Raw genomic sequence first — 22,530 nt, 5'->3', positions numbered from 1 at the left:
GCCTTGTCCAGTTCCTAAATCGGTTCGGTCAGTGAGCTTATTGCGCCCCGCGAACGGCTTGAAAACGCCATACCAATGGGAGGCTTGCCCGTTGAAAATGCGCGGAAAATCGCCGGCAGCGGTTTAGCAGGTGATGAGCCCGACTCGCAAGCACGCCAAGGGTCTCCAAATCGATCAAGATGCGGCGATTTTGCCGAATTGCCCGTCATTCGGGCAAAGCCGTGCCGATTCGACGCGGCGCGCGGTCCCCGCTCTCGTCCTTGAGCGCCACGCCCGTGACCTCCCGCGCCAGTCCCTCGCGGACCAGCCAGGCGATCTTGAGCGCGGCCTCATGATGGCTCAACCCAGCCTTGTGGATGTTCGACACGCAGTTGCGCTCCGCATCGGTCAGTCCGGGCTTCGGCGCGAAGGTCAGATAGGCACCAAGGCTGTCGGGCGCGGACAGGCCCGGCCGCTCGCCGATCAGCATCAAAACCATGCGCGCCCCGAGAATGGCCCCGATCTCGTCGCCGAGCGCAACCCGCGCGCCTAAGGCGACGACGACATGGCCGATCGCGACAGCGTCGCCTTCGCCGAGCAGCGGCAGCAGGCTTTGCAGCAGCGCGACTGCATGGGCATGGACCGCCGCCGCAGACAGTCCGTCGCCGATGACAATCGCAAGCTGGCACGGCGCGATGGCGCCATCCGCCAGCGCCGCGGCGGAGCCGGCATCGAGCTGCCGTCCGAGATCCGGCCGGCGCAGATAGTCCCCGCGATCGGCCGCCCGGCTCGTGACCTCGGTGACACCAAGGCCGAGCGCCCTCACCCCGGCGACCAGACCCGGCGCGTCGAAGGCGGCGTGCACGGCATCGCGGGCACGGGCATGGGCCAGCGTGAAGTCGAGCAGCGGTTTGGTCGGCAGGCTCGCGCCACTGCGCCCGAGCGCGACGCGCGCGGGCGTGAACGATCGCAGGTCGACGGTCGGGCGCGCCGGGACGGGCTTGTCGCTCATTCGGCGGGAACGGACGCTTCGCGCAGCCGGATCGAATAGTTCGACGCGTTCTGCTTGCCGCTCGATGCCGCGCGCGCAAAGGTGATGAGGTGATGCGCGATCAAGGTGCAGCCGATCAGGCCTTCGATGTCACCGCGGCGGATCCGCCCCAGCGCGAACTTCCAGAACACCCGCCGGTAGTCGCCGAGCACGCCGACCTTCCAGAAGATATTGCGCAGCATGACGAGCCCGCGCCTGATGTTCGGCCAGGTCTTCATCTCGTCCGGCACCGGCATCTTGAGGCGATGGGGATAAACCTCGTCGCATTGATACTGGAAGCGCGCATAGACCTTCTCGGGCTCGTAAGCGACGCTCATGGCGTGCTTCCAGGATGCGACGACATCGTCATAAGGCAGCAGGAAGTTGACGTTGGAATCGCGCCCCTCGTCATCGACCAGTCGTCCTTCCTTCTCCAATCGGTCCCATAGCGGCGTCTTCGGCAGCGCCTGAAGCAGGTTGATCGTGAGCAACGGAATCCGGGACTCCTCGACGAAGGCGAGCAGAGCCTCCGACGTGTTCGGCTTGTCGGTGTCGAGCCCCATGATGATGCCGGACACCACCTCCATCCCGTAGGAGTTGATGGTGCGCACGCCCTCCAGGATCGGGACCATCATGTTGTGGTCCTTGTGCATCGCCTTCAGCGCGTCGGGGTCCGGCGTCTCGATGCCGCAGAAGATGGTGATGAAATAGGCCTCACGCATCTTCTTGAGGATCTCGGGACGCTTGGCGATGTTGAGCGTCGCCTCGCAGGCAAGCCGCACGACGTAACCGGTCTTCTTCTGCCATTCGATGAGGTGCGGTAAGAGATCCAACGCTGCCTTGCGGTTGCCGATGAAATTGTCATCGACGAAGTAGACAGTGTCGGTCATGCCGCATTCGCGCAAGCGATCGAGCTCGGCGATGATCTGCTCAGGCGACTTGATGCGCGGATTGCGACCGTAAAGGCCCGGGATGTCGCAGAACTCGCATTCATAGGGACAGCCGCTGGAATACTGGATGCTGCCGAGGAAATAGCGTTTCACATCGGCGAGCTCATAGGCCGGGATCGGAAACTCCGTCATCGGCACGCGGTCCTTGGTCGTCAGCACGACTTGGCTCTCGGGGCGCGACGTATCGCGCGCCAAAATCTCGAACAGCTGATTGGTGGCGTCGCCGAGCTCGCCGACATGGAGATAGTCGAACGACGGGTAATAATCCGGGCACGCGCTGACCGACGGACCGCCGAGCGCAACCGGCAGGTCGAACTCATGGGCGCGGCGGCAGATGTCGTTCATCTGCTGGCGCTGGATGTGCATGCCACTGACGAAGACGGCCTCCGCCCATTCGAACTCTTCCTTCGTCGCGCGGCGAAGATTCTCGTCGACGAATTTGACCTGCCACTCCTTCGGCAGATAGGCCGCGAGCAGCAGCAGGCCCTGCGGCGGCATGAAAGCGCGGACGCCGTCGGTCAGCGGATAGGAATGCTCGAAGGTGCCGAAAGATGAGGTGTAACGCGGGAAGACGCAGAGAATATGCCGGCTCGTTCCGTTGCTTTCAGCGCGCATCGAACTTCCCCCAACCACGTTCCACGAACGGTACTGACGAGGTCTCCAGACACATAGCGTAACGCTGCAACCGGAATTCCTCAATATTGTGGCATCGAACTAATTCGTGAGACGCACCAATGGTTTCCCCGGTTCACGGCGGCAGATGGAAGTTTTTCGCGCGATTTTTGGTCATGCGATCAACCGGGAGGCGAAATCGGGCAACAGGCCTGCGTCGCGGGCAAGCCGGAAGTCGGGACCCGCGATCCCGGTCTGGACCAGCCAGTCGTCGAACTCGGGCGCACGGGCCGCGCCGAAGACATCGCGGACATAGAGCGCATCGTGGAAGGAGGTGGACTGGTAGTTCAGCATGACGTCGTCGGCGCCGGGCACCCCCATGATGAAGGTGACGCCGGCAGCCGCGAGCAGCGTCAGGAGGTTGTCCATGTCGTCCTGGTCCGCCTCGGCATGGTTGGTGTAGCAGATGTCGATGCCGAGCGGCAGGCCGAGCAGCTTGCCGCAGAAATGATCCTCCAGTCCCGCCCGGATGATCTCCTTGCCGTCATAGAGATATTCCGGGCCGATGAAGCCGACCACGCTGTTGACCAGCAACGGCGCATAGGCACGGGCGACCGCATAGGCGCGCGCCTCGCAGGTCTGCTGGTCGACGCCGTGGTGGGCATTGGCCGACAGCGCCGAGCCCTGCCCGGTCTCGAAATACATCACGTTCTCGCCGACTGTGCCGCGCTTTTGCGACAGCCCGGCCTCGTGCGCCTCCTTCAGCAATGCGAGGTCGATGCCGAAGCTGCGGTTGGCGGCCTCGGTGCCGGCGACCGACTGGAAGACGAGGTCGACCGGCACGCCCTGCCCGATCAGCGAAAGCGTCGTGGTGACATGGGTCAGCACGCAGCTTTGGGTCGGGATCTTCAGCCGCGCGATGATCTCGTCCAGGAGCCGCAGCAATTGCGCGATGACGGCCGGATCGTCGCTCGCCGGATTGATGCCGATGCAGGCATCGCCGGCCCCGAGCAGCAGCCCGTCGAGGATCGAGGCGGTGATCCCCCTGGCATCGTCGAAGGGATGGTTGGGCTGCAGCCGCGTGCTCATCCGGCCCTTCAGGCCGATGGTGTTGCGGAAGGCGGTAACGACCTCGCATTTCCGCGCCGCCAGGATCAGGTCCTGGTTGCGCATCAGTTTCGAGACCGCGGCCGCCATCTCCGGCGTGATGCCGGGCGCGAGCTTGCGCAGGACCTCCGGCGTGGCGGCGTCAGACAGCAGCCAGTCGCGGAAGGCGCCGACCGTCAGCGAGGCCACGGGGGCAAACGCCCTGGCGTCATGGCTGTCGATGACGAGGCGGGTGACCTCGTCGGCCTCGTAGGGGATGACGGCCTCGTTGAGGAATTGACTTAAGGGAACGTCCGCCAGCGCCATCCGCGCGGCAATCATCTGCTCGGCGGTCCCCGCGGCAATGCCGGCCAGCCGGTCGCCGGAGCGCGGCGGCGTCGCCTTGGCGAGGAGGTCGCGCAGGTCGGGGAAGGTGTAGGTCGTGGCGTCGATCGTATGGCGGTAGACCAAAGGCAGCTCCGCAGGTTCATCGGCCAGTGACCGACTCCAAGGCGATCCGAAGACTATACCCCCGGATCAAGACGCTGAAATATCTTACCTTTCCTTCGACGAAGGGCGAAGGGGGCCCAGGGCCGCGTTAACGCCGCGTCCATCTTCATTCTGCATAGTTTTGCATCATTTTTTGACGACCGCGCGTCCGGCCACTCCCGGCCATTCGGACTCCTGCACCATGACATCAGACCGATCTGGGAATGCCGCCGGCCTGGCCGGCCGCTTCTCGCTGGCGACCAAGCTCTATGCGATCTTCGCGCTGTTCGCCCTGCTCACCGCGGCGATCGCCATGCTGTCCGACTACAACAGCCGCCGCAGTGCCGAGCTGACCAGTGCGATCGAGACGGCCAATGCGGCGGCGCTGAACGTCGAGCGCGTCAACTCGCTGGTCTATGCGGTCGTGATGGAGTCGCGCGGCGTCTACATGTCGAGCGAGCCGGCGGTGGTGAAGAAATACGGCGAGGGCCTGCTCAAGTTCAACGAGCAGATCCTCAATGTGGTGAAAGGCTGGGAGACCATCGTCAAGGCCGACGATTCCGAGCAGTTCGCCACCTTCAAGAAGCGCATCGAGCAGTTCGTCGACTTCCGCAAGGAGCTCGTGCGCCGCGGCGTCGAGATCAATGCGGCCGCGGGCCGCGAATGGGGCGACAACGACGCCAACCGCGCCGTGCGCTCCGCGCTGAACAAGGATCTCGAGGCGCTCTCCAAGGTCTATGCCGAGCGCGCCAGGCAGATCGCACGCGAGACCGAGACCAACCGCACGCTGTCCTTCGTGCTGACCTGCCTCGGCGGCGTCGCGCTGGCGCTGGTCGTGATCGGCATCATCATCATCGCCCGCTCGATCGCGCGGCCACTCGCCGCGATCACCGCGACCATCAAGCAGGTTGCCGACGGCGCCGAGAACATCGTGGTGCCGCACTCCGGCCGCGCCGACGAGATCGGCGCGCTGGCCCGCGCCATCGAGGTGTTCCAGGACGCGATGGGCCGCAACCGCAACCTCGCCTCGCAGGTCTCGCGGGATTCCGCGGCACGCGAAGAGCGCGCTCGCCACATCGAGCAGTCGGTCGACGCGTTCCGCGAGGCGATCGGCGCGATCATGCGCGGGCTGAGCGACAACGCCTCCGTCATGCGCGAGACTGCGCAGACCATCACCCGCGTCACCGCGGATGCCAACAGCCGCGCCGGCACGGCGGCCAGCGCCACCGAGCAGGCTTCAAACAACGTCACCGCGGTGGCGGGTGCGGCCGAGGAACTGTCGGCGTCGGTGGAAGAGATCGGCCGCCAGGTGCGGCAGTCCGCCAGCGCCGTCGAGCAGACCGGCCAGCGCACCGAAAAATCGATCGCCGAGATCGAGAGCCTCGCAGCCGCCACGCAGCGCATCGACGGCGTGCTGACCCTGATCCAGACGATCGCCGAGCAGACCAACCTGCTCGCGCTCAACGCCACCATCGAGGCCGCCCGCGCCGGCGATGCCGGCCGCGGCTTTGCCGTCGTCGCGCATGAAGTGAAGGCACTGGCCGGCCAGACCGCGAAGGCGACCGCCGACATCAGCGAGAACGTCGCGATGATCCAGTCCTCCACCCGTAACGCGGTCGACGCCGTCCGCGAGATCGGCGGCGCGGTGCGCGAGATCAACGAGGTGACATCGGCGATTGCCGGCGCCGTCGGCCAACAGGATGCGGCGACGCGCGAGATCTCATCCAACGCGCAATCGGCAGCCCAGGGCAACGAGACGCTGGTCGCCAACATCACTTCGCTGCGCGACGCCATCGGCGAGACCGACACGGCAGCCACCTCGGTGCTGACGGCGGCAAGCAGCCTGACCGCGACGGCGGACACGCTGTCGCGCGAGGTGGAAAAATTCTTCCAGAACCTGCGCTCGGACAGCCGCATCGCCAAGGCCGGGTGATCGCGGGCGTCTGCCGGCTCCGGGCAGGCCGCTCAAACCAAAAACGCGAAAACAACCCCATGCACAGTAGGCGCGGCAAGCCCCGCGCAGCACGATTGCTGATTTTACGAAATAAATTTGACACATCGGGCAAAACACCGGCATGATGTCATCATGGGTGCCCCCGAACCTCAGGCGACGACTGAACACGCCTGCCGCAGACACCGTCCGGCACCGCCGGACCGCATCACCCGTGCTCGAACGGGCCGACTTCGCGGACGACCTTGCAGATCTGCAAAAATCCACTGGCGTAGAATTCGGCATGACCTCGCTTCATGGCTTCGATATGTTCGGGATGGGTCCGCCAGCCTTCGAGCGCCTGTTCCGAGGCGAAGCGAAACACGGTGATTTCCTCTCCGTCATCCGCCTTGAATGATTTCACGGACTGAAATCCCGGAAGGCCGCTCACGATCTCATACATGCGCTCACCGAGGCGATCGTACGCATCCCCCGACGCGCCGTCTCGCAGCTTGAGATCTCCGATCACGATCACCTCACCAAGCATTGTCGTTCTCCGTATTGAATTCGAGCCCAGGAGAGAGTTCGGGGGCAAACGGCCATTATTACGTTTCGAGATCAATTATTCCCGCGCTCCCTGACATTTTCGCTAGGGCTGCACGCACACAATCGTGAACTGAAACGCGCGCAGCGCGCGTAACGAGCGCGGAGGCGCGACCGTAACGCCAGCAATGAATGCATCATCAAAGGCGGTGAAATGACTGAACTAGTGAGAACAAACTTCCACATCGCAGAAAACGGGGCTGGTTCCTATCGACCGCTGGCGATCCTGCGCTGGGTCATGGTCGTGATCTTCGTGTCGTTCGGTATGCAGAAATTCACGCCGCAGTCGGCCCAGGGCATCGCGCAATTCATCAGCAACAGCCCGTTTGTCTCGTGGCTATCGATCTTCGGATTGCGGGGCGAAGCCTACTTTCTCGGCGTCACCGAATTCGTGATTGCGGCCTTGCTGGTTGCCGGTGCCTTCAGCCCGATCCTCTCGGCGCTGGGATCATTGATGGGCGTGGTCACTTTCGCCGTCACGTGGTCGTTCTTTTTCACCACGCCGGGCGTCGTGACATGGAGCATCTCGACCGACCCCATGGCCTGGAATCTGGCAGGCGAGTTCCTGTTCAAGGACATTGTGCTGCTTTGCGTCTGCGTCGTGCTGCTGCTGGCGTCGCTTCCACAGGTCGTTACGCGGCTGCGCTGTTGAGGGCTCAAAGAGCCACGTGTCACTCGGCGCGGAGCCGTGCTAACTTGTTCTTGCAGGACCACATGACCGCCAACTGGCATGGGGCAGATCGTCGGTGGAATCACGGCTTTGATGAACAAGACCAATCGCGTGCTGTTTCTCTGCACGGGCAACTACTATCGAAGCCGCTACGCCGAAGAGCTGTTCAACCATCAGGCCGGGCGCGAAGGGCTGGGTTGGCATGCCTTCTCGCGCGGCGTCGCCGACAAGCTTTTCCCTGAAAACGTGGGGCCGATGTCGCCCTACACGTTGAACGCCTTGCAGGCCAAAGGCATCGCGCCGGGAGGCGCTGCGCGCGGTCCGGTACTTTGCACCGTCGCCGACTTCGCAGAGGCGACGCTCGTGGTCGCGCTGAAGGACGCCGAGCATCGCCCGATGATCGAGCGTCGCTTTGCCGAGGTTTCCCATCGCGTCGAATACTGGAACGTGGACGATATCGAGTTCCTCGATCCGCCAACGGCGCTGGGCAAGATCGATGAGCTGGTTGGGCGGCTGATCGGGAGCCTGCAGAGCCGCGACCGATAGCGGCAAGCCTATTGCACTAGCCTATTGCATATGACGCAAGGCGTGGCGAGGATGCATCGCGGCAGGCAGGAGATCGATGTGTGCCGACGCGGCTGAGCTTTCGCCGGATTGGATGAAGCAAGACCAAAAAAGGGAAATTCCATGAGTCAGACGCGGCGCGTTCTCTCGGCACAGGTCGCCCACGAGACCAACACTTTCTCGATCGTTCCGACGACGCTCGAGGATTATCGCAAGCGGCTGTTTCTGCGTGATACCGAGATCGCCGCCGCGCTGGCCGACACCAGGATGGAGATCGCCGCGCATCTGGCCGCAGCCAGACGATACGGCTGGACCCTAGTGCAGCCGGTCGCCGCCGCGGCCACCCCATCCGGAAAGGTGACGGCCGAGTGCTGGGCCGAATTGCAGCGCCTGGTCTTTGATGCCTGCGAAACGGGGCCGTTCGACGGCGTCATGCTCGCATTGCACGGCGCAATGGTGACCGAGACCGACGACGACGCCGAGGGGGCGCTGCTGGAAGGATTGCGCAAGCGTCTCGGCGAAAAAATCCCGATTGCGGTGACGCTCGATCTGCATGCCAACGTCACTGAACGCATGGGCCGGCTGGCCAGCATCATGCTGCCCTACCGCACCTACCCGCACATCGACCAATATGAGACGGCGTTTCGCGCCGCTGAACTGCTGCAATCGGCGATGGACGGCGCGACCCGCCCGAAAGTGTTCCGCCTGCAGGGACCTCTGCTCGACGGATGCAATCACGGGCGGACCCAGGGCGGGGTGATGAGCGACCTGCTGGTGCGCGCTGCGGACATGCAGGCGCAAACGCCCGGCCTTTTGTCCGTCGATGTCTGCGCGGGCTTCAGCCGCGCTGATATTGCCGAGGTCGGCCCCAGCGTTCAGGTCACCTATGATGCCTCCCACAACGCCGCCGAAGCGGCCGCGCGGCAGGCCGCAACTGCGCTCCAGGACGAGATGATCCGCCGGCGCGCCGAGGTCACGGTCACACCGCTGGACTTGCCGACCGCAATGAGGCTTGCCGCCGCAGCCGCAGCTGACATCGCGGATACCCGTCCCCTGGTGATCGGCGATTTCAGCGACAACCCGGGCTCGGGCGCCTACGGCGACGGTGTCCGCCTGCTGGAGGCTCTGCTGCAGGCCGACATCCAAAGCGTGCTGTTCGGCGTCCTCGGCGATCCCGAAGCCGCGGCGCGCTGCCATGCCGCGGGCCTTGGGGCCAGCCTGGATGTCGTGGTCGGCGCCAAGCGGCATCCCGCCAGCTACGGACCTCCGCTCACGCTCACCGGTCGGGTGACCGGCCTGTCGGACGGCGCCTTCGTCTGCGAGGGGCCGATGAATGCCGGTCAGCCCATGACGCTCGGGCCCACGGCCTTGCTCGAGGTCAACGGCATCTCGATCGCGATCTCGACCAACACGCTGCAGACCTACGATCAGGAAATGTTCCGAATTCTCGGAGCAGAACCGGCTCAATTCCGGATCGTCGCAGTCAAGTCTGCGCACCACTTCCGGGCTGCCTTCGGGCCTATGGCCAAGGAGGTGATCCTGGCCGACAGCGGCGGCCTTGCCACCAACGATCACAGCAAGCTGTCCTACCGAAAAGTCCGCCGTCCCATCTGGCCGCTCGACGAAATCCCGCCCGGTTGAATCTCGTCGCTCGGGCGCCCTGCCCCGCCGTCACACCGTCAGCATCGTCTTGATCGCGCGGCGCTCGTCCATGGCCTTGTAGCCTTCGGCGACCTGATCGATCGGCAGCGTGAGATCGAACACCTTGCCCGGCTGAATCCGTCCATTGAGCACCCGCTCCATGAGATCGGGCAGGAACCGCCGCACCGGAGCGGGACCGCCGAGCATGCGCCGCTGCCCGAAGAATAGCGCCTGGCCATCGAAAGTCACGCCATGGGGAACGCCCACATAGCCGATCGTGCCGCCCGGACGCGTGCACTCGATGGCCTGTGACATGGCTTCCTGCGTACCGACGCATTCGAGCACCGAGTCGGCGCCGATGCCCCGGGTCAGCTCCTTGACGCGCGCGATGCCTTCGGCGCCACGCTCGACGACGATATCGGTGGCGCCGAACTCCCGGGCCAGATCCTGCCGAGTCTTGTGGCGACTCATGGCGATGATGCGCTCCGCGCCCATCTCTTTCGCTGCAAGCACACCCATGAGGCCGACAGCACCGTCGCCGACCACCGCGACCACCGAGCCTTGCTTTACGTTCGCAGCGTCTGCCGCGTACCAGCCGGTCCCGAGCACGTCGGAGGTCGCGAGCAGATGCGGGACGAGATCGCGTCCCGGCATCTCGCTGGTCGCAACCAGCGTGCCATCGGCGAGCGCAACGCGCGCGTAGGGAGCCTGCGCGCCCGACATGAACTCCCGCTGCTCACACGACGACTGGAAACCGAATTTGCAATGCGGGCAGGTGTTGTCCGAAAGGCAAAACGAGCCGACGACGAACTGGCCGGGCCTGATGGTCCGCACCGCGCTGCCGACCTCGATCACAACGCCGCAATATTCGTGCCCCATATGAGCGGGGCCTTCCTTCGGCTGTAGCCCGCGATAGGGCCAGAGGTCGGAACCGCAGATGCAGGTGGCCGACAGCTTGATGATGGCGTCGGTCGGGTGAATGATCCTGGGATCGTCGACGGTTTCATAGCGGACATCGCCGGGCCCATGGAGGACGGTTGCTTTCATTATCGGTCTCCGTTGGCGGCAGCTGCGCCGTACTGTTCGTCGCTGACCTTTTCCATCCATTCGACCGGGCTGCCGTTAAGCGCCTCCTGGATGGCGATATGGCTCATGGCCGTCTGTTGCGACGCCCCGTGCCAGTGCTTCTCACCGGGCTCGAACGAGACCACGTCGCCTGGCCGGATGTCCTCGATCGGTCCGCCCCAACGCTGCACGCGGCCGCGGCCGGACGTGACGATGAGGGTTTGACCGAACGGGTGCGTATGCCACGCCGTGCGCGCGCCGGGCTCGAACGTGACGTGGTTGCCGGCGACGCGCGACGGATCTGTGGCCGGAAACAGGGGATCGATACGGACCGTGCCGGTGAAATACTCCGCCGGAGCCCGCATCGACGCCTGGGAGCCTGCTTGTCGAATCTGCATCTGTTGCCTCCTTGATGAGTTGCGTTATGGAGTGGCGCTCGCCGGCACGCAGGCGGCGCACTGCGAGTCCGCTTTCACCTTGCGGCGCAGCGCTCCGATCAGAATGACGATCGAAGAGAGAACGAGGATAACGCCGCTGAACAGGAACGTGGCACGATAGCCGTTGCTGTCGAACAGCACGCCGCCGCCTGCTGCGCCCAGCGTGATCGCGAGCTGAACCACCGCGACCATAAGGCCTCCGCCTGCTTCCGCGTCATCCGGCAAGGCTTTGCTGAGCCAGGTCCACCAGCCGACCGGTGCAGCAGTGCCAATGAAGCCCCACAAGAATATCAGCGCAGCAGTTGCGGCGAATGAGGATCCGAAGACCGTCAGCGCGATGGCAATCAGGGCCATCGCGAACGGCATGACAGCGAGGGAGGTGTAAAGCCGTTCGCGGATGACGATCCCGATCAACGACGTGCCGATGAGACCGGCCACGCCCATCACGAGCAGCAACGCCGAAATGGTCGTGACGTCGATGCGCGTGATCGTTTCGAAGAACGGCCGCAGGTAGGTGAACAGCGAGAACTGCCCGAGGAAGAACAACGCCGCTGCAAGCATGCCGTAGGGCACTTCCGGTCGGCGCAGGACCTTGAAGGCGGCCGCCGCGCCTGCGCGCTCCTGGCTCGGCATCTTCGGCAGCGTGACGAATTGCCAAAGCAGGGTCAGCGCCGCGATCGGCACGACGCAGAAGAACGCACCCCGCCAGCCGATATATTGCCCGAGGAAGCTTCCCATCGGCGCGGCAATCGTCGTTGCCAGCGCGTTCCCACCGTTAAGAACCGAGAGTGCGCGCGGCACGTCCTTCGCGGGCACGATGCGGATCATGGTTGCGGCAGACATCGACCAGAAGCCGCCGACGGCCATGCCCACCAAAGCGCGCCCGAGCATGAAGACCGGGTAGTTCGGCGCGAACGCCACGACGACACCGGAAACCAGCGTAATACAAGTGAGCCCCAGCAGCACCGATCGACGATCGATCCCGCGCGTCGACGCCGAGATGAAAAGACTGGTGAGAATAGCAAACAGGCCGGAGATGGAAATCGCTTGCCCGGCCTGTCCTTCCGTCAGTTGGAGAGTGTCCGCAATCGGCGTGAGCAGGCTCACCGGCATCCATTCGGTTGCGACGAGCGTCGAGGCGCAAAGAGATACGGCGAAAACCGCACTCCATGCGGCCATCGGCTGCACTGTCTTCTGATCTGTCGTGACGTCCATAGGGGTTCCGTATGTAAGCGCCCAAGCCCGGCGCCGTTCATCGCAACACATAGAGCCCCGTGCGGCGTTCGATTAGCCGCTATAATTTGCTTGCATTAATCGATGTGGGCCATGAATAGTAACGGCCATGGCAGCTCAGGATTTCAACGATCTGCTGGCTTTCGTGGCGGTCGCCCGCGAGCGCAGCTTCACGAAGGCCGCCGCCAAACTGGGCGTCGTGCAGTCGACGCTCAGCCATACGATCAAGCGGCTGGAATCGCAGATGGGCCTGCGGCTTCTCACGCGCACGACCCGAAGTGTCGGCCTGACCGAGGCCGGCGAGCGACTGCAGCAGTCAGTCGCACCGCGCATCGAGGAGATCGAGCGCGATATCGCCGCGCTGATGTCGCTGCGCGACACGCCGTCCGGCACCATCCGGATCACGCTCTCGGACCACGCGCTGGACAAGGTGGTCTGGCCGAAGCTGGCGCCGGTGCTAAAAAAGTATCCCGACATCAAGGTCGAGTTCAGCCTCGACACGGCCTTTCGCAACATCGTCGAAGACGGTTTCGATGCCGGCATCCGCCTCGGCGAGAGCGCCGAGAAGGACATGATCGCCGTGCGCGTCGGCCCGGATTGGCGGCTGGTCGCGGTCGCCTCGCCTGCCTATCTGAAACAGCATCCGAAGCCGAAGCATCCGCAGGATCTCCTCGATCACGTCTGCATCAAGCGGCGCGCGGCGGCCGGTGGCCATTATGTGTGGGAGTTCGCCAAAAATGGTCCCGACCTCCGGGTGCGGGTCGAGGGGCAACTGACCTTCAACGACTCCCGCGCCATGATCGAGGCGGCCGTGAACGGCTTCGGCATCGCCTACCTTCCCGAGGACATGGTGACGCGGCAGCTCCGGTCCGGCGAGCTCGTCATCGTGCTCGACGACTGGTCGCCGAAATTCGACGGCTACTACATCTACTATCCGACCTCACGGCAGAACTCGGCGGCGTTCAAGGTGATCGTCGACGCGCTCCGCTACAACGAAGCGCGAAGAAAGCGCGGCTGACCCGCTTTTTCGTGCTCCAAAAACGAAAAGCCCCGGCACGAAGGCCGAGGCTTGCGATCCAGTCCGCGTACATCCGGCGAACCAACCGTCGAATGAAACATTAGCCGCGAATCTTGAACGGATGATGACGGGATCGTGCTGACAAAATGTCGCGCGGGCGTGAAACCGGATCACCCGATCCCGTCGCGAACATAACTCTCGGCACGTTCGAGCAGTTGATCGATCGAATCATCGGCGGTATCGAGCACCAGACGGTCGCGATCCCATGACTCATAATGCCGGCCGACGATGTCCTGCCAGCCCGGCAGTTTGAGGCCCGCGATGTCCGACGCGCGCGCTTCCGCGCGCTGCCGGTGCAGAGCCACGTCGCTGCAGATCACTTCGATCTCGGCGATGCGCGCCGATGCCTGCATGGCCGTTTGCCGCCAGCCGTCACGGCTTGCCTGCACTGGATTGACGCAGTCCGCGACGACCATGCGGCCGAGCCGCAGATTTTCTCCCGCCAGTGCATTGGCGATGACGTAGCCCATCGGGCCGACGTCCTGGCCCGCCGTGCGCAGGGTCTGTTCGATCGCGTCGACGCGGATATAGGTCGCGGCCAACCGTCGCGTCAGTTCGCGCGAGAGCGTGGTCTTCCCGGTACCGGGAAGGCCGCCGAAGACGATGAGGGTGGGGATGGGATGTTGACCTGCCATGCCTCATCATCCATCGCCATGCTGCAGCCTGCAATGGGCCGCGCAGGCCCATCGTCTCAGAGCATCATTCTCAGAGCATCATGGAGACGATGGCGATCAGGCCGATGGCGGTCAGGCCCCAAACCAGCGAATGCAAAGCCCACGGCCGCATCGTTGCACCCCGCTTGCATGTCCTGCCGATCGCAGGAAACACCCGCGCCGGGGTCGCCAGTTGAGATAGATCAATGGAGCAATACGAGCGCGGACACGGCGACGACGGTGAAAACACCGGCCGCAATGGTCACCACACGCACGATCAACTCAATGCCCATGCCCGAACTTAACCGATGATCAAGTCAAGGACCTGTGCAGTTTGTGCCAAAACGTCCATTGGGAGATTTACGGGCGACGGCAGGTCTCGTTCGCCGCAGGGCCAAGCAGGTAAGTTGTTCAGCCTATTTCGGCAGGCATTCCACGTTGTAGGCGATGATGATCTGACTTGGATCGGCCTTTCCCAGGCTCTTCAGATCTTCCAGGCCGCTCTTCAACCTGGCTCCCGCCTGACTCAGGCTCGCCTCGAGCGTCGACTTGGCCGCCTTGCACCGCTCCTCGGTCGAGAATTCCTGAAACACGACGGTCGGCAGCAGCCGCCATTCGGTCCGGTCGTTGGTCGCGGCCGGACTGATCGAATAGGAAAACACGTACATCAGGACCCACATGACGGGGCTCCGGTGCGATGCGGATGGGATGGCGCAATTGCATCGCGCCATCCCGCGGCATGTCCTCGTTGATCCAGATCAACGAACGTTCAGCCAACCGGCCCGCAAGTCCAGTCGTCGCCGGCCAGCGGCGTGACCGTCACGTCAGGAATGACTCCGCGCTCCATGCTCGGATCGAAATGGCGCATGGTCCGCTCATTGAGGTCGATGATGCGGCCGGGCCTGAGCGGCCCCACGTCATTGATCTTGACGATGACCTTCTTGCCGATGGCCTCGACCAGCGCGAATTTCGGTCTCGCACCGAATTGGACCCCACCGAATTTCTGACGCAGGCTCGTCTTGATCGCAGCCGTCCAGACCTCGGGATCATAGCGCTCGCCCGAGGCTGTCTTTGGACCGCCTTCCTCCTTGCCGGGCTTGAATGGATTATACGTGGATGCTGCGCCAACGATCCTCTTGCCCGAGGCAGCATCGACGACGGCACTTGAATGAACCCCAACTGTTTCACTACGAGCAACGCTGACAGAAACGGCAAGCGTAGCCAGGGCGCCGCAAATTGCGGCGCTCGAGCGGAACACCATTACATCTCCTTTGATTTTCGATCGTCCGGTTCCCGAGGCCGCAGAACCTGGTCAAGCAAACGCGGAAGCGTTTTGAACTTGCGCCAGTCTTTTGCGGATTCGCGCCAACCCCTGGCTGCGGAACCGTCGCAGGAACCAGAGCGGTCCCGCACAGTGTTTTCGTTGTCGACGTCTAAGACAGGGAATGCGTCAGCAACATGACTCCGAAGAATCGCGCATCACGACATCCGGAGTCTTACGTGGTCAGCGACGAAGATGCATGGCGCAGCGCGCGCGAAAACCGCAATGACGCCACACTGCAGCCACGCTGCATGTCGTTGTTCCGCAACGATCAGCGCTCACGCAGCTACTGCGAACTCACGGAAAGCAGCGGAGATTCGACTTCAAATTGCGATGACGACGAGGCGCCAACCTCGCTACCCCATCACGCCGCCGCGCTTGATCAGCTCCTTGCCGACGGCGGCGAGATGCACCTGATCCGGGCCATCACCGATGCGGATGAAGCGCGCATAGACGTAGGCACGCGCGAGGAACGTATCCTGCGAGACGCCGGCGGCGCCATGGATCTGGATGGCGCGATCGATCACGCGGGCGGCCATGCTGGGCACCACGATCTTGGCCGCGGCGATCAGGTCACGCGCAGCCTTGTTGCCTTCGCGGTCCATCTTGTCGGCGGCCTGCAGCGTGAGCAGTCGCGCCTGCGCGATCTCGCAGAAGGAATGCGCAATGTCCTCGCGCACCGAGCCCTGCTCGGCGAGCGGCTTGCCGAACGCAACGCGGGAGACCGAGCGCTGGCACATCAATTCGAGGGCACGCTGGGCGCAGCCGATCAGCCGCATGCAATGATGGATGCGGCCGGGGCCGAGCCGGCCTTGCGCGATCTCGAAGCCGCGGCCCTCGCCGAGCAGCATGTTCTCGGCGGGCACGCGGACATTCTCGTAGACGATCTCGGGATGGCCGACCGGCGCGTCGTCATAGCCATAGGTGAGCATGTCCCTGATGATGCGGACGCCGGGCGTCGCTCTCGGCACCAGGATCATGGATTGCTGGCGATGACGATCAGGATCGTCGGGCGCGGTCTTGCCCATCACGATCAGGATCTCGCAATCCTCGTTCATCGCGCCCGAGGTGAACCACTTCCGCCCGTTGATGACGTAGTCGTCGCCGTCGCGCGTGATCGCACACTGGATGTTGGTGGCATCGCTGGAGGCGACCTGCGGCTCGGTCATCGAGAAACCGGAGCGGATGCGGCCTTCCAGCAGCGGCTTCAGCCAGCGCTCCTGCTGCGCCTTGGTGCCGTAATTGGCGAGCACCTCCATGTTGCCGACATCGGGCGCCGAGCAATTGAACACTTCGGGCGCCCAGAGGATGCGGCCCATGATCTCCTTCACGGGCGCGTATTCGAGATTGGTCAGGCCGGGTCCGTGTTCACCTGACAGAAACAGGTTCCAGAGCCCCTGCTCCTGCGCCAGCCGCTTCAGATCCTGCAGCACTTGCGGTGTCTTGTAGCGCGCGGCCTCCGGCTTCACCTGCTCGTAATAGAGTTCCTCGACCGGCTCGACATGCGTCCGCATGAACCGGCCGACGCGCTCCTGCAGCTCGAGCGAACGGGCGGAGTGTTGAAAGTCCATGATGGTCTCCTGTTCGCGTCGAGAAAGCCGCGCCTGATGAAGGTGCCTCTTCCCTTCTCCCCTTGCGGGAGAAGGTGGCGCGAAGCGCCGGATGAGGGGTATCTCTCCATATATTCAAATGACAACTCGACTCGCGGAGATATACCCCTCACCCGTCTCGCCGCTTCGCGGCGATCCACCCTCTCCCGCAAGGGGAGAGGGTGCACTGTCTCTGCGGCACGTTAGGTCCCCTTCAGCAGCTCGCTCGCAACCACCCAATCATTGCCGTCGAACTGCAGCATGTAGCCGTCCTTGATCGGACGGAAATCCTGCGGCGTGGTGTTGAGCGTGATCCCAGGCAGCAGCAGCGACAGCGGCACGTTCTTCAGGTTCGAGGCCTGCGCCATGATGTTCTCGCGCGTCAGATTGTCCTTGCACTGCTTCAGCACCACCACCAGCGCTTCGGCCACCGTATAGCCGTAGAGCGCGGCGACGTTGTTGATGTCGGCATTGGGCAGGCGCCGCTTCATGAAGTCGATATAGGCCGACATCGCCGGATCGTCCTTCGGCTCGGCCGTGAACGGCTTGAGCGAGCCGAGCGACAGCACGCCCTTGCCGGCGTCGAGGCCCGCCGGCGCCATCACGGTCGCCTTGTTGGCGCAGCCGGAGGCCAGGAAGCGCGTCGGCTGCCAGCCGACCTCATGCGCTTTTCGGATCGCTTGCGCGCAGGCGCGCGGCGTCACCGAGTAGATCATGAAGACGTCGGCCTTGGTGTTGGCCAGCGTCAGCACCTGGGAATCGACGGTGGGATCGGTGACCTCGAAGCTCGAGGCCATCGCGATCGCCTTGTCGGCGTCAGCGCCGAGCGCTTCCTTGACGCCGCGAAAATATTCCTTGCCGGCGTCGTCGTTCTGGTAGAGCACGGCGAAGCGCGCGTTCGGATTCTTGGCGCGGGCATAGGCCACATCGATCGCGGCTTCGCTGGTGTAGTTCGGCGCCCAGGGCAGCGCCATCGACCACGGCATGTTGGCGGGATCGTTCCACTTCGAGGCCGAGCTGATCAAGAACAGCTGCGGCACCTTGTTGCTGTTGAGATATTTTGCGATCGCCGAGCTTGGCGCGGTCCCCATGGTCGCGAAGATGAAGGCGACGCCGTCGCCCTCGACCAGCCGCCGCGCCGCTTCCATGGTCTTCGGCGGCGAGAAGGCGTCGTCGAGCGACAACAGATTGAGCTTGCGGCCGTTGACGCCGCCCTTGTCGTTGATCTCTTCGAAATAGGCCGACAGCACCCGCCCGGTGATGCCGAGCGGCGACGCCGGCCCGCTATAGGGCATGGTGTTGCCGATCTTGATCTCGGTGTCGGTGACCCCTGGACCGTAGGATTTCTGTGCGGAGGCAGGCGCGGACAGACAGGCGGCAGCCAGCGCTGCGGCCAGGACCAAAGCGGCTTTCATGGTTTCTCCCCGGAGCTTCATCGTCCGCGCGAGGCGACCGCGCGGCGTGCTGCCTTTTGCCAGCGCGTCAGCTCAGCGGAGTTCCGCAAGATGGTCTTGCGTCGAGTTGCTGATCGATCAGCCGCGCCGCTTCATGCTGAAGCCGAGGCTGATCCAGCCGGCGCCCGCCATGATCAGATCGATGCCGAGGAACAGGCCGAGAATGTAGACACTGTTGACCGGCCAGCGCGCCAGGATCAACAGCCCAAGCAGCAGCGTGATGATCGCGGACAGCGCGACCCAGACCCACGGGCTCTCGCGCTTCATGCTGAAAGCGAGGAACAGCCGCACCGCGCCGGAGGCGAGCAGCGAGGCACCCAGGAACAGCGTCAGCAGCGCTGCTGCAAACAGCGGGTTCTCGAAGGTCAGGAAGCCCGCGACGATGTAGAGCGCGCCGAGCAGGGCCCAGAGCGTGAACTTTCCCCAGCTCTTCATCTGGAAGGCGCCGATCACCTCGGTGAACCCTGCGACGACCATCATCGCACCGACCACCAGCACGCTCGCCACCGTCGCCATCACCATGCTGCCGAGCGCGATGAAGCCGGTGACGAGATAGACGACGCCGAGGGCGACGATCCAGCCCCATTTGGCGTGCAGCGCAGCAAGGCCCGAGCCGAGGCCGAGGTTGGGAGACGTATCCGAAGCGCTTGTCATGACGGCTACTCCTGAATGTGAAGACCCAGAGCACATCTCAGGATAGCACTGATGGCACCAGGACGACAGCCAGCAGAGCAGCCGCGGAGGCCGCCAGCCTTGACGCAAATCAAGGCCGCGACCGCTCCATCTCCAGCTCGGCCTTGAGACTGTCGAGATCCCGGTAAATTGAGGCAATCGCGAGCACACGGCCGCCCTTGCGGTACCTGAGCAGGCAGTCCTTGTCCGGAATACTGCCGTCGACGGCGATGTCGTCGAAGCTCTCGGCATGGCCGACATAGTTGATCGGGACGTCGTAATGCTGGCTCCAGAAGAACGGCACCGCGTCGAAGCGTTCGCGCTTGCCGAGCATGTTGCGCGCCGCGGTCTGGCCCTGCCGCTCCGCGACCACCCAGTGCTCGACGCGGATGTTCTGCCCCGAATGCGGATCGGGCCATCGCGCGATATCGCCGGCGGCGAAGATGCCGGATGCGCTGGTCTCGAGATAGTCGTTCACGCTGACGCCATGATCGATGGCAAGACCCGCCTGCTCGGCCAGCGCAAGCCGCGGCTTGACGCCGATGCCGACCACGACAAGGTCGGCATCGATCACGGCTCCGCTCTTCAGCATCGCACGCGTGCCGTCGAGCGTCGTGACCGTGTCCTTCAGGTGGAAATTGACGCCGTTCTGCTCGTGCAGCGTGCGAACGAAGTCGCCCATGTCAGGCCCGAGCACCTTCTGCATCGGCCGCTCCTCGGGCGCGACCACATGCACCTCGAGCTTGCGCGCGCGCAGCGACGCCGCGACCTCGAGGCCGATGAAACTCGCGCCGATCACCAGCACGCGCTTGGCGCCGCTCGCGGCCTTGATGATGGCGCGGCTGTCGGCCACCGAGCGCAAGGTGTGGACATGCGGCTGGTCGGCGCCGGGGATCTGGAGTTTGACGGGCTCTGCACCGGTCGCAAGCAGCAGCCGGTCGAACGGCAGCTTGTCGCCATGGCCGAGCGTCACGCTGCGTGTCTTCGGATCGATGGCTGAGACATTGGTGTTGAGCCGGAGATCGATGCCGGCGTCCTGGTAAAAATCCTCGCTGCGCAGCGGCAGCCAGTCCTCCGGCGCATTGCCGGCGAGATAGTCCTTGGAGAGGTTGGGCCGATCGACCGGCATCGCGCCGTCACTGCTGAGCAGGGTGATGGCGCCGGCAAATCCTTCGCGGCGAAGCGTCTCGGCCGCCGCGAAGCCGGCCGCACCGCCGCCGACAATGACGAACTTTTCGCCTGTCGGTGCGCTGCGATGAGCTGACGACGGTTTTGGTGCCTCGCGCTTGCGCGCAACGATGATCTTGTCGCGATCGCGCGTCACCTCCCACACGGCCAGGGCGCTCAACGCCGGCGGCCGCGTCGCCTCGCCTGTGCGCATGGAGAAGCAGGCGTGGTGCCAGGGGCAGCGGATGGTATCGCCCACCACCAGCCCTTCGGCGAGCGGGCCGTGATAGTGGCTGCAGGACGGCTCGATCGCAAAGACATCGCTGCCGGCCTGCACCAGCAGGACGTCGTCCTCGCCGACATGGCCGAGCAGCTTGCCGTCCTTGAACTCGCTCGGCGACACGCCCCTGGTCAAGTCGGGCCCGCTCGGCTTCTTGTCCTCGGTCATGGTCATCTCCCTGGCAGCTTGACGCGCAGCTCAGGATTGGACGACGGCGACGGCGAAAAGTTCCTGGAATCGCGAAAATCAGGATCCTGCGGCCGCCTTGCGCACGTCGATCACGGCCTGGGCCCATTCGGCCGGCCGCTCCTGCGGCAGATTGTGGCCCGCACCGGCGAAGACGCGCCGCTTGAAAAAGCCCTCGAACTTGCGCGCGTGGTGCGCGGTGCCGGAAATGACGCCATCGCTGTCACCGTCGATCGCGATCGTGGGAACGCGGACCGGCGGCTGCTCTGCAAGCTTTGCCTCGACCGCCGCATAGGCGGGATCGCCTTCGACCAGCGCATAGCGGTGGCGATAGGAATGGATCACGACGTCGACAAAGTCGGGATTGTCGAACGAAACGGCGCTCTTCTCGAAGGTCGCGTCGTCGAAGGCCCATGTCGGCGACCACATCGCCCAGAGTTGACGGGCAAAGCCGCGGCGATTGCGCTCCAGCGCGCGGCGGCCGCGTTCGTTGTGGAAGAGATATTGATACCACAGCGCGGCTTCTTGCGGCGGCGAGGCCGGCTCCATGGAGCGGGCGATATCCTGGATGTTGTAGGAATTGCCCGTGACCAGCCCGACCACGCGTTCGGGATGCAGCACCGAGACGACGCAGGCCGCGCGCCCGCCCCAATCATAGCCGCCGACGACGGCGCGGCTGATGCCGAGCGCATCCATGAAGGCGAGCAGATCGGCGCCGAGCGCCGCCTGCTCGCCGGAGCGCAGCGTCTCGGGGAAGCGAAACCGCGTCGGCCCGTAGCCGCGCAGATAAGGCACCAGCACCCGCGCGCCCGCTTGCGCGATCAGCGGCGCGGCCTCGGCATAGGCGTTCACGTCGTAGGGAAAGCCGTGGCCCATGATGCAGGGCCAGCCATCCGGCGCGCCGTATTCGAGATAGGCGATGTCGAGGATGTCGGTCGTGACGGATTTCTGTTGCATGCTGCACCCTCGCTTCGCGGCAACAGATTACCGCGCGCCGCGCGGTGTTCCAACTCCTATCGAATGCCGTTCCCTGCATGCCTGCCCCGGACATGCGAGCCGGCGGTTCGAACCACGGCCAATGAGACCGGTGCTTGTCGTCGTCGAGCCGGGCCCTTAAAACTAAGGGCTTCTGGAGGTGATCCGGATGACCGCGTCCGTCGTTATGGAAGCGACATGTCAACCGAGGCTCCATGAACGCCGGTCTTCGAGCTGTGAGCAGGCCCTTGTGGCGCGGCCACCTTGCGGCGGCTCCCCGGCGGGATCGGCCTCGACGGTTCATAGGCGAAAGGCCCAAGGCGACAGTGGAATGGGCTGAATTGATCGGACGCGTCGCGGCCCATGGCGATCGGGACGCGTTCAAGCTTTTGTTCGAGCATTTTGCTCCGCGCGTGAAGGGATTCCTGGTCAAGACCGGGATGACCGCCGACGCCGCGGAGGAAATCGCGCAGAATACGCTGCTGACGGTTTGGCGGAAGGCAGCCCAGTTCGATCCGGCGTCCGCAGGTGCGGCCGCATGGATCTTCACGATCGCGCGCAATCTGCGCATCGATTCCGCAAGGCAGGCGGCGCGGCAGGCCAAGGCCAATGCGAGCGCAGAACGGGATGAGACGCCCGAGGTCGCGGAATCGCCGGAGACCATGATGACCCGGAGCGACGACGTCTCGCGCGTGGCGGCAGCGCTGCTGCGATTATCGGAGGAGCAATCCACGGTGATCCGGATGTCGTTCATCGACGAGCAGCCGCACGGCGAGATCGCCCAACGGCTCGGACTTCCGCTCGGAACGGTCAAGTCTCGCATCAGGCTTGCCATGGCGCGGCTTAGAGATCTCTTGGACGATTGA

General features: G+C 64.2%; 21 protein-coding genes. 6 read left to right on the top strand and 15 right to left on the bottom strand.

Going from position 1 to position 22,530, the window contains the following annotated elements:
* Positions 1 to 205: 205 nt before the first annotated feature.
* The 3 genes from eutC to NLM31_RS14935 all read right to left on the bottom strand — a co-directional run bounded on the left by eutC (position 206) and on the right by NLM31_RS14935 (position 4,128).
* Entirely contained in the window at positions 206 to 991 is a 786-nt protein-coding gene (gene eutC / locus NLM31_RS14945) for an ethanolamine ammonia-lyase subunit EutC (protein WP_254192716.1), read from the bottom strand.
* Positions 988 to 2,574: a B12-binding domain-containing radical SAM protein gene (locus tag NLM31_RS14940; RefSeq protein ID WP_254130095.1), complete on the bottom strand. Its 1,587-nt coding sequence runs from the start codon at positions 2,572 to 2,574 to the stop codon at positions 988 to 990. The genes eutC and NLM31_RS14940 overlap by 4 nt, the downstream gene beginning before the upstream one ends.
* Positions 2,575 to 2,745: 171 nt before the next feature.
* Complete coding sequence (locus tag NLM31_RS14935; protein ID WP_254192715.1) at positions 2,746 to 4,128, bottom strand: ethanolamine ammonia-lyase subunit EutB; 1,383 nt, start codon at positions 4,126 to 4,128, stop codon at positions 2,746 to 2,748.
* 220 nt (positions 4,129 to 4,348) lie between these two features.
* On the opposite strand from NLM31_RS14935, the gene NLM31_RS14930 reads away from it, so the two are divergent.
* Positions 4,349 to 6,079, top strand: a complete 1,731-nt coding sequence (locus NLM31_RS14930) for a methyl-accepting chemotaxis protein (RefSeq protein WP_254192714.1) — start codon at positions 4,349 to 4,351, stop codon at positions 6,077 to 6,079.
* Between the two features lie 226 nt (positions 6,080 to 6,305).
* Here the strand turns inward: NLM31_RS14930 and NLM31_RS14925 are convergent, their stop codons facing one another.
* Complete coding sequence (locus NLM31_RS14925) at positions 6,306 to 6,623, bottom strand: antibiotic biosynthesis monooxygenase (protein ID WP_309143729.1); 318 nt, start codon at positions 6,621 to 6,623, stop codon at positions 6,306 to 6,308.
* A 210-nt stretch (positions 6,624 to 6,833) separates the two neighbouring features.
* Here NLM31_RS14925 and NLM31_RS14920 point away from each other — a divergent pair, with 210 nt between their 5' ends.
* The 3 genes from NLM31_RS14920 (at position 6,834) to NLM31_RS14910 (ending at position 9,554) form a co-directional block, all read left to right on the top strand.
* Complete coding sequence (locus tag NLM31_RS14920; RefSeq protein ID WP_254192712.1) at positions 6,834 to 7,331, top strand: DUF417 family protein; 498 nt, start codon at positions 6,834 to 6,836, stop codon at positions 7,329 to 7,331.
* A gap of 78 nt (positions 7,332 to 7,409) precedes the next feature.
* Entirely contained in the window at positions 7,410 to 7,895 is a 486-nt protein-coding gene (locus NLM31_RS14915) for a low molecular weight phosphatase family protein (RefSeq protein WP_254192711.1), read from the top strand.
* Between the two features lie 141 nt (positions 7,896 to 8,036).
* Complete coding sequence (locus NLM31_RS14910; protein ID WP_254192710.1) at positions 8,037 to 9,554, top strand: M81 family metallopeptidase; 1,518 nt, start codon at positions 8,037 to 8,039, stop codon at positions 9,552 to 9,554.
* Positions 9,555 to 9,584: 30 nt separating this feature from the next.
* On the opposite strand, the gene NLM31_RS14905 is transcribed toward NLM31_RS14910, so the two are convergent.
* From NLM31_RS14905 to NLM31_RS14895, 3 genes are read right to left on the bottom strand one after another with little or no spacing between them, the layout of a single operon-like run.
* Complete coding sequence (locus NLM31_RS14905) at positions 9,585 to 10,601, bottom strand: zinc-dependent alcohol dehydrogenase family protein (protein WP_254192709.1); 1,017 nt, start codon at positions 10,599 to 10,601, stop codon at positions 9,585 to 9,587.
* Positions 10,601 to 11,017 carry a cupin domain-containing protein gene (locus NLM31_RS14900; RefSeq protein ID WP_254192708.1) on the bottom strand — a complete coding sequence of 139 codons (417 nt, stop codon included), beginning with the start codon at positions 11,015 to 11,017 and terminating at the stop codon, positions 10,601 to 10,603. Before NLM31_RS14900 ends, NLM31_RS14905 begins: the two co-directional genes overlap by 1 nt.
* Positions 11,018 to 11,041: 24 nt before the next feature.
* On the bottom strand, positions 11,042 to 12,271 hold the full coding sequence (locus NLM31_RS14895; protein ID WP_254192707.1) for an MFS transporter: 1,230 nt from the start codon (positions 12,269 to 12,271) through the stop codon (positions 11,042 to 11,044).
* Between the two features lie 127 nt (positions 12,272 to 12,398).
* Here NLM31_RS14895 and NLM31_RS14890 point away from each other — a divergent pair, with 127 nt between their 5' ends.
* Positions 12,399 to 13,307 (top strand): LysR family transcriptional regulator, encoded by a 909-nt coding sequence (locus NLM31_RS14890; protein WP_254192706.1) that lies wholly within the window; start codon positions 12,399 to 12,401, stop codon positions 13,305 to 13,307.
* A 170-nt stretch (positions 13,308 to 13,477) separates the two neighbouring features.
* Here NLM31_RS14890 and NLM31_RS14885 read toward each other — a convergent pair whose 3' ends face one another.
* From NLM31_RS14885 to NLM31_RS14850, 8 genes are all read right to left on the bottom strand, one after another.
* Positions 13,478 to 14,002 carry an AAA family ATPase gene (locus NLM31_RS14885; protein WP_254192705.1) on the bottom strand — a complete coding sequence of 175 codons (525 nt, stop codon included), beginning with the start codon at positions 14,000 to 14,002 and terminating at the stop codon, positions 13,478 to 13,480.
* Between the two features lie 434 nt (positions 14,003 to 14,436).
* Entirely contained in the window at positions 14,437 to 14,700 is a 264-nt protein-coding gene (locus tag NLM31_RS14880) for a hypothetical protein (protein ID WP_254130084.1), read from the bottom strand.
* An 89-nt stretch (positions 14,701 to 14,789) separates the two neighbouring features.
* A complete protein-coding gene (locus tag NLM31_RS14875) occupies positions 14,790 to 15,281 on the bottom strand; it encodes a septal ring lytic transglycosylase RlpA family protein (protein WP_254130083.1) in 492 nt (163 codons plus the stop codon).
* Positions 15,282 to 15,697: 416 nt separating this feature from the next.
* Positions 15,698 to 16,912, bottom strand: coding sequence for an acyl-CoA dehydrogenase family protein (locus NLM31_RS14870; protein ID WP_254130082.1), 1,215 nt, complete (start codon positions 16,910 to 16,912; stop codon positions 15,698 to 15,700).
* A 221-nt stretch (positions 16,913 to 17,133) separates the two neighbouring features.
* A complete protein-coding gene (locus tag NLM31_RS14865; protein ID WP_254192704.1) occupies positions 17,134 to 18,345 on the bottom strand; it encodes an ABC transporter substrate-binding protein in 1,212 nt (403 codons plus the stop codon).
* Between the two features lie 117 nt (positions 18,346 to 18,462).
* Complete coding sequence (locus NLM31_RS14860; protein WP_254130080.1) at positions 18,463 to 19,038, bottom strand: HdeD family acid-resistance protein; 576 nt, start codon at positions 19,036 to 19,038, stop codon at positions 18,463 to 18,465.
* A 109-nt stretch (positions 19,039 to 19,147) separates the two neighbouring features.
* Positions 19,148 to 20,671, bottom strand: a complete 1,524-nt coding sequence (locus NLM31_RS14855) for an FAD-dependent oxidoreductase (protein ID WP_254192703.1) — start codon at positions 20,669 to 20,671, stop codon at positions 19,148 to 19,150.
* 78 nt (positions 20,672 to 20,749) lie between these two features.
* Positions 20,750 to 21,646 carry an alpha/beta fold hydrolase gene (locus NLM31_RS14850; protein WP_254192702.1) on the bottom strand — a complete coding sequence of 299 codons (897 nt, stop codon included), beginning with the start codon at positions 21,644 to 21,646 and terminating at the stop codon, positions 20,750 to 20,752.
* A gap of 344 nt (positions 21,647 to 21,990) precedes the next feature.
* On the opposite strand from NLM31_RS14850, the gene NLM31_RS14845 reads away from it, so the two are divergent.
* Positions 21,991 to 22,530 carry a sigma-70 family RNA polymerase sigma factor gene (locus tag NLM31_RS14845; protein ID WP_254192701.1) on the top strand — a complete coding sequence of 180 codons (540 nt, stop codon included), beginning with the start codon at positions 21,991 to 21,993 and terminating at the stop codon, positions 22,528 to 22,530.

Source organism: Bradyrhizobium sp. CCGUVB4N (assembly GCF_024199945.1).
Taxonomy (GTDB): domain Bacteria; phylum Pseudomonadota; class Alphaproteobacteria; order Rhizobiales; family Xanthobacteraceae; genus Bradyrhizobium.
This window is presented reverse-complemented; position numbering and strand designations above follow the sequence as displayed.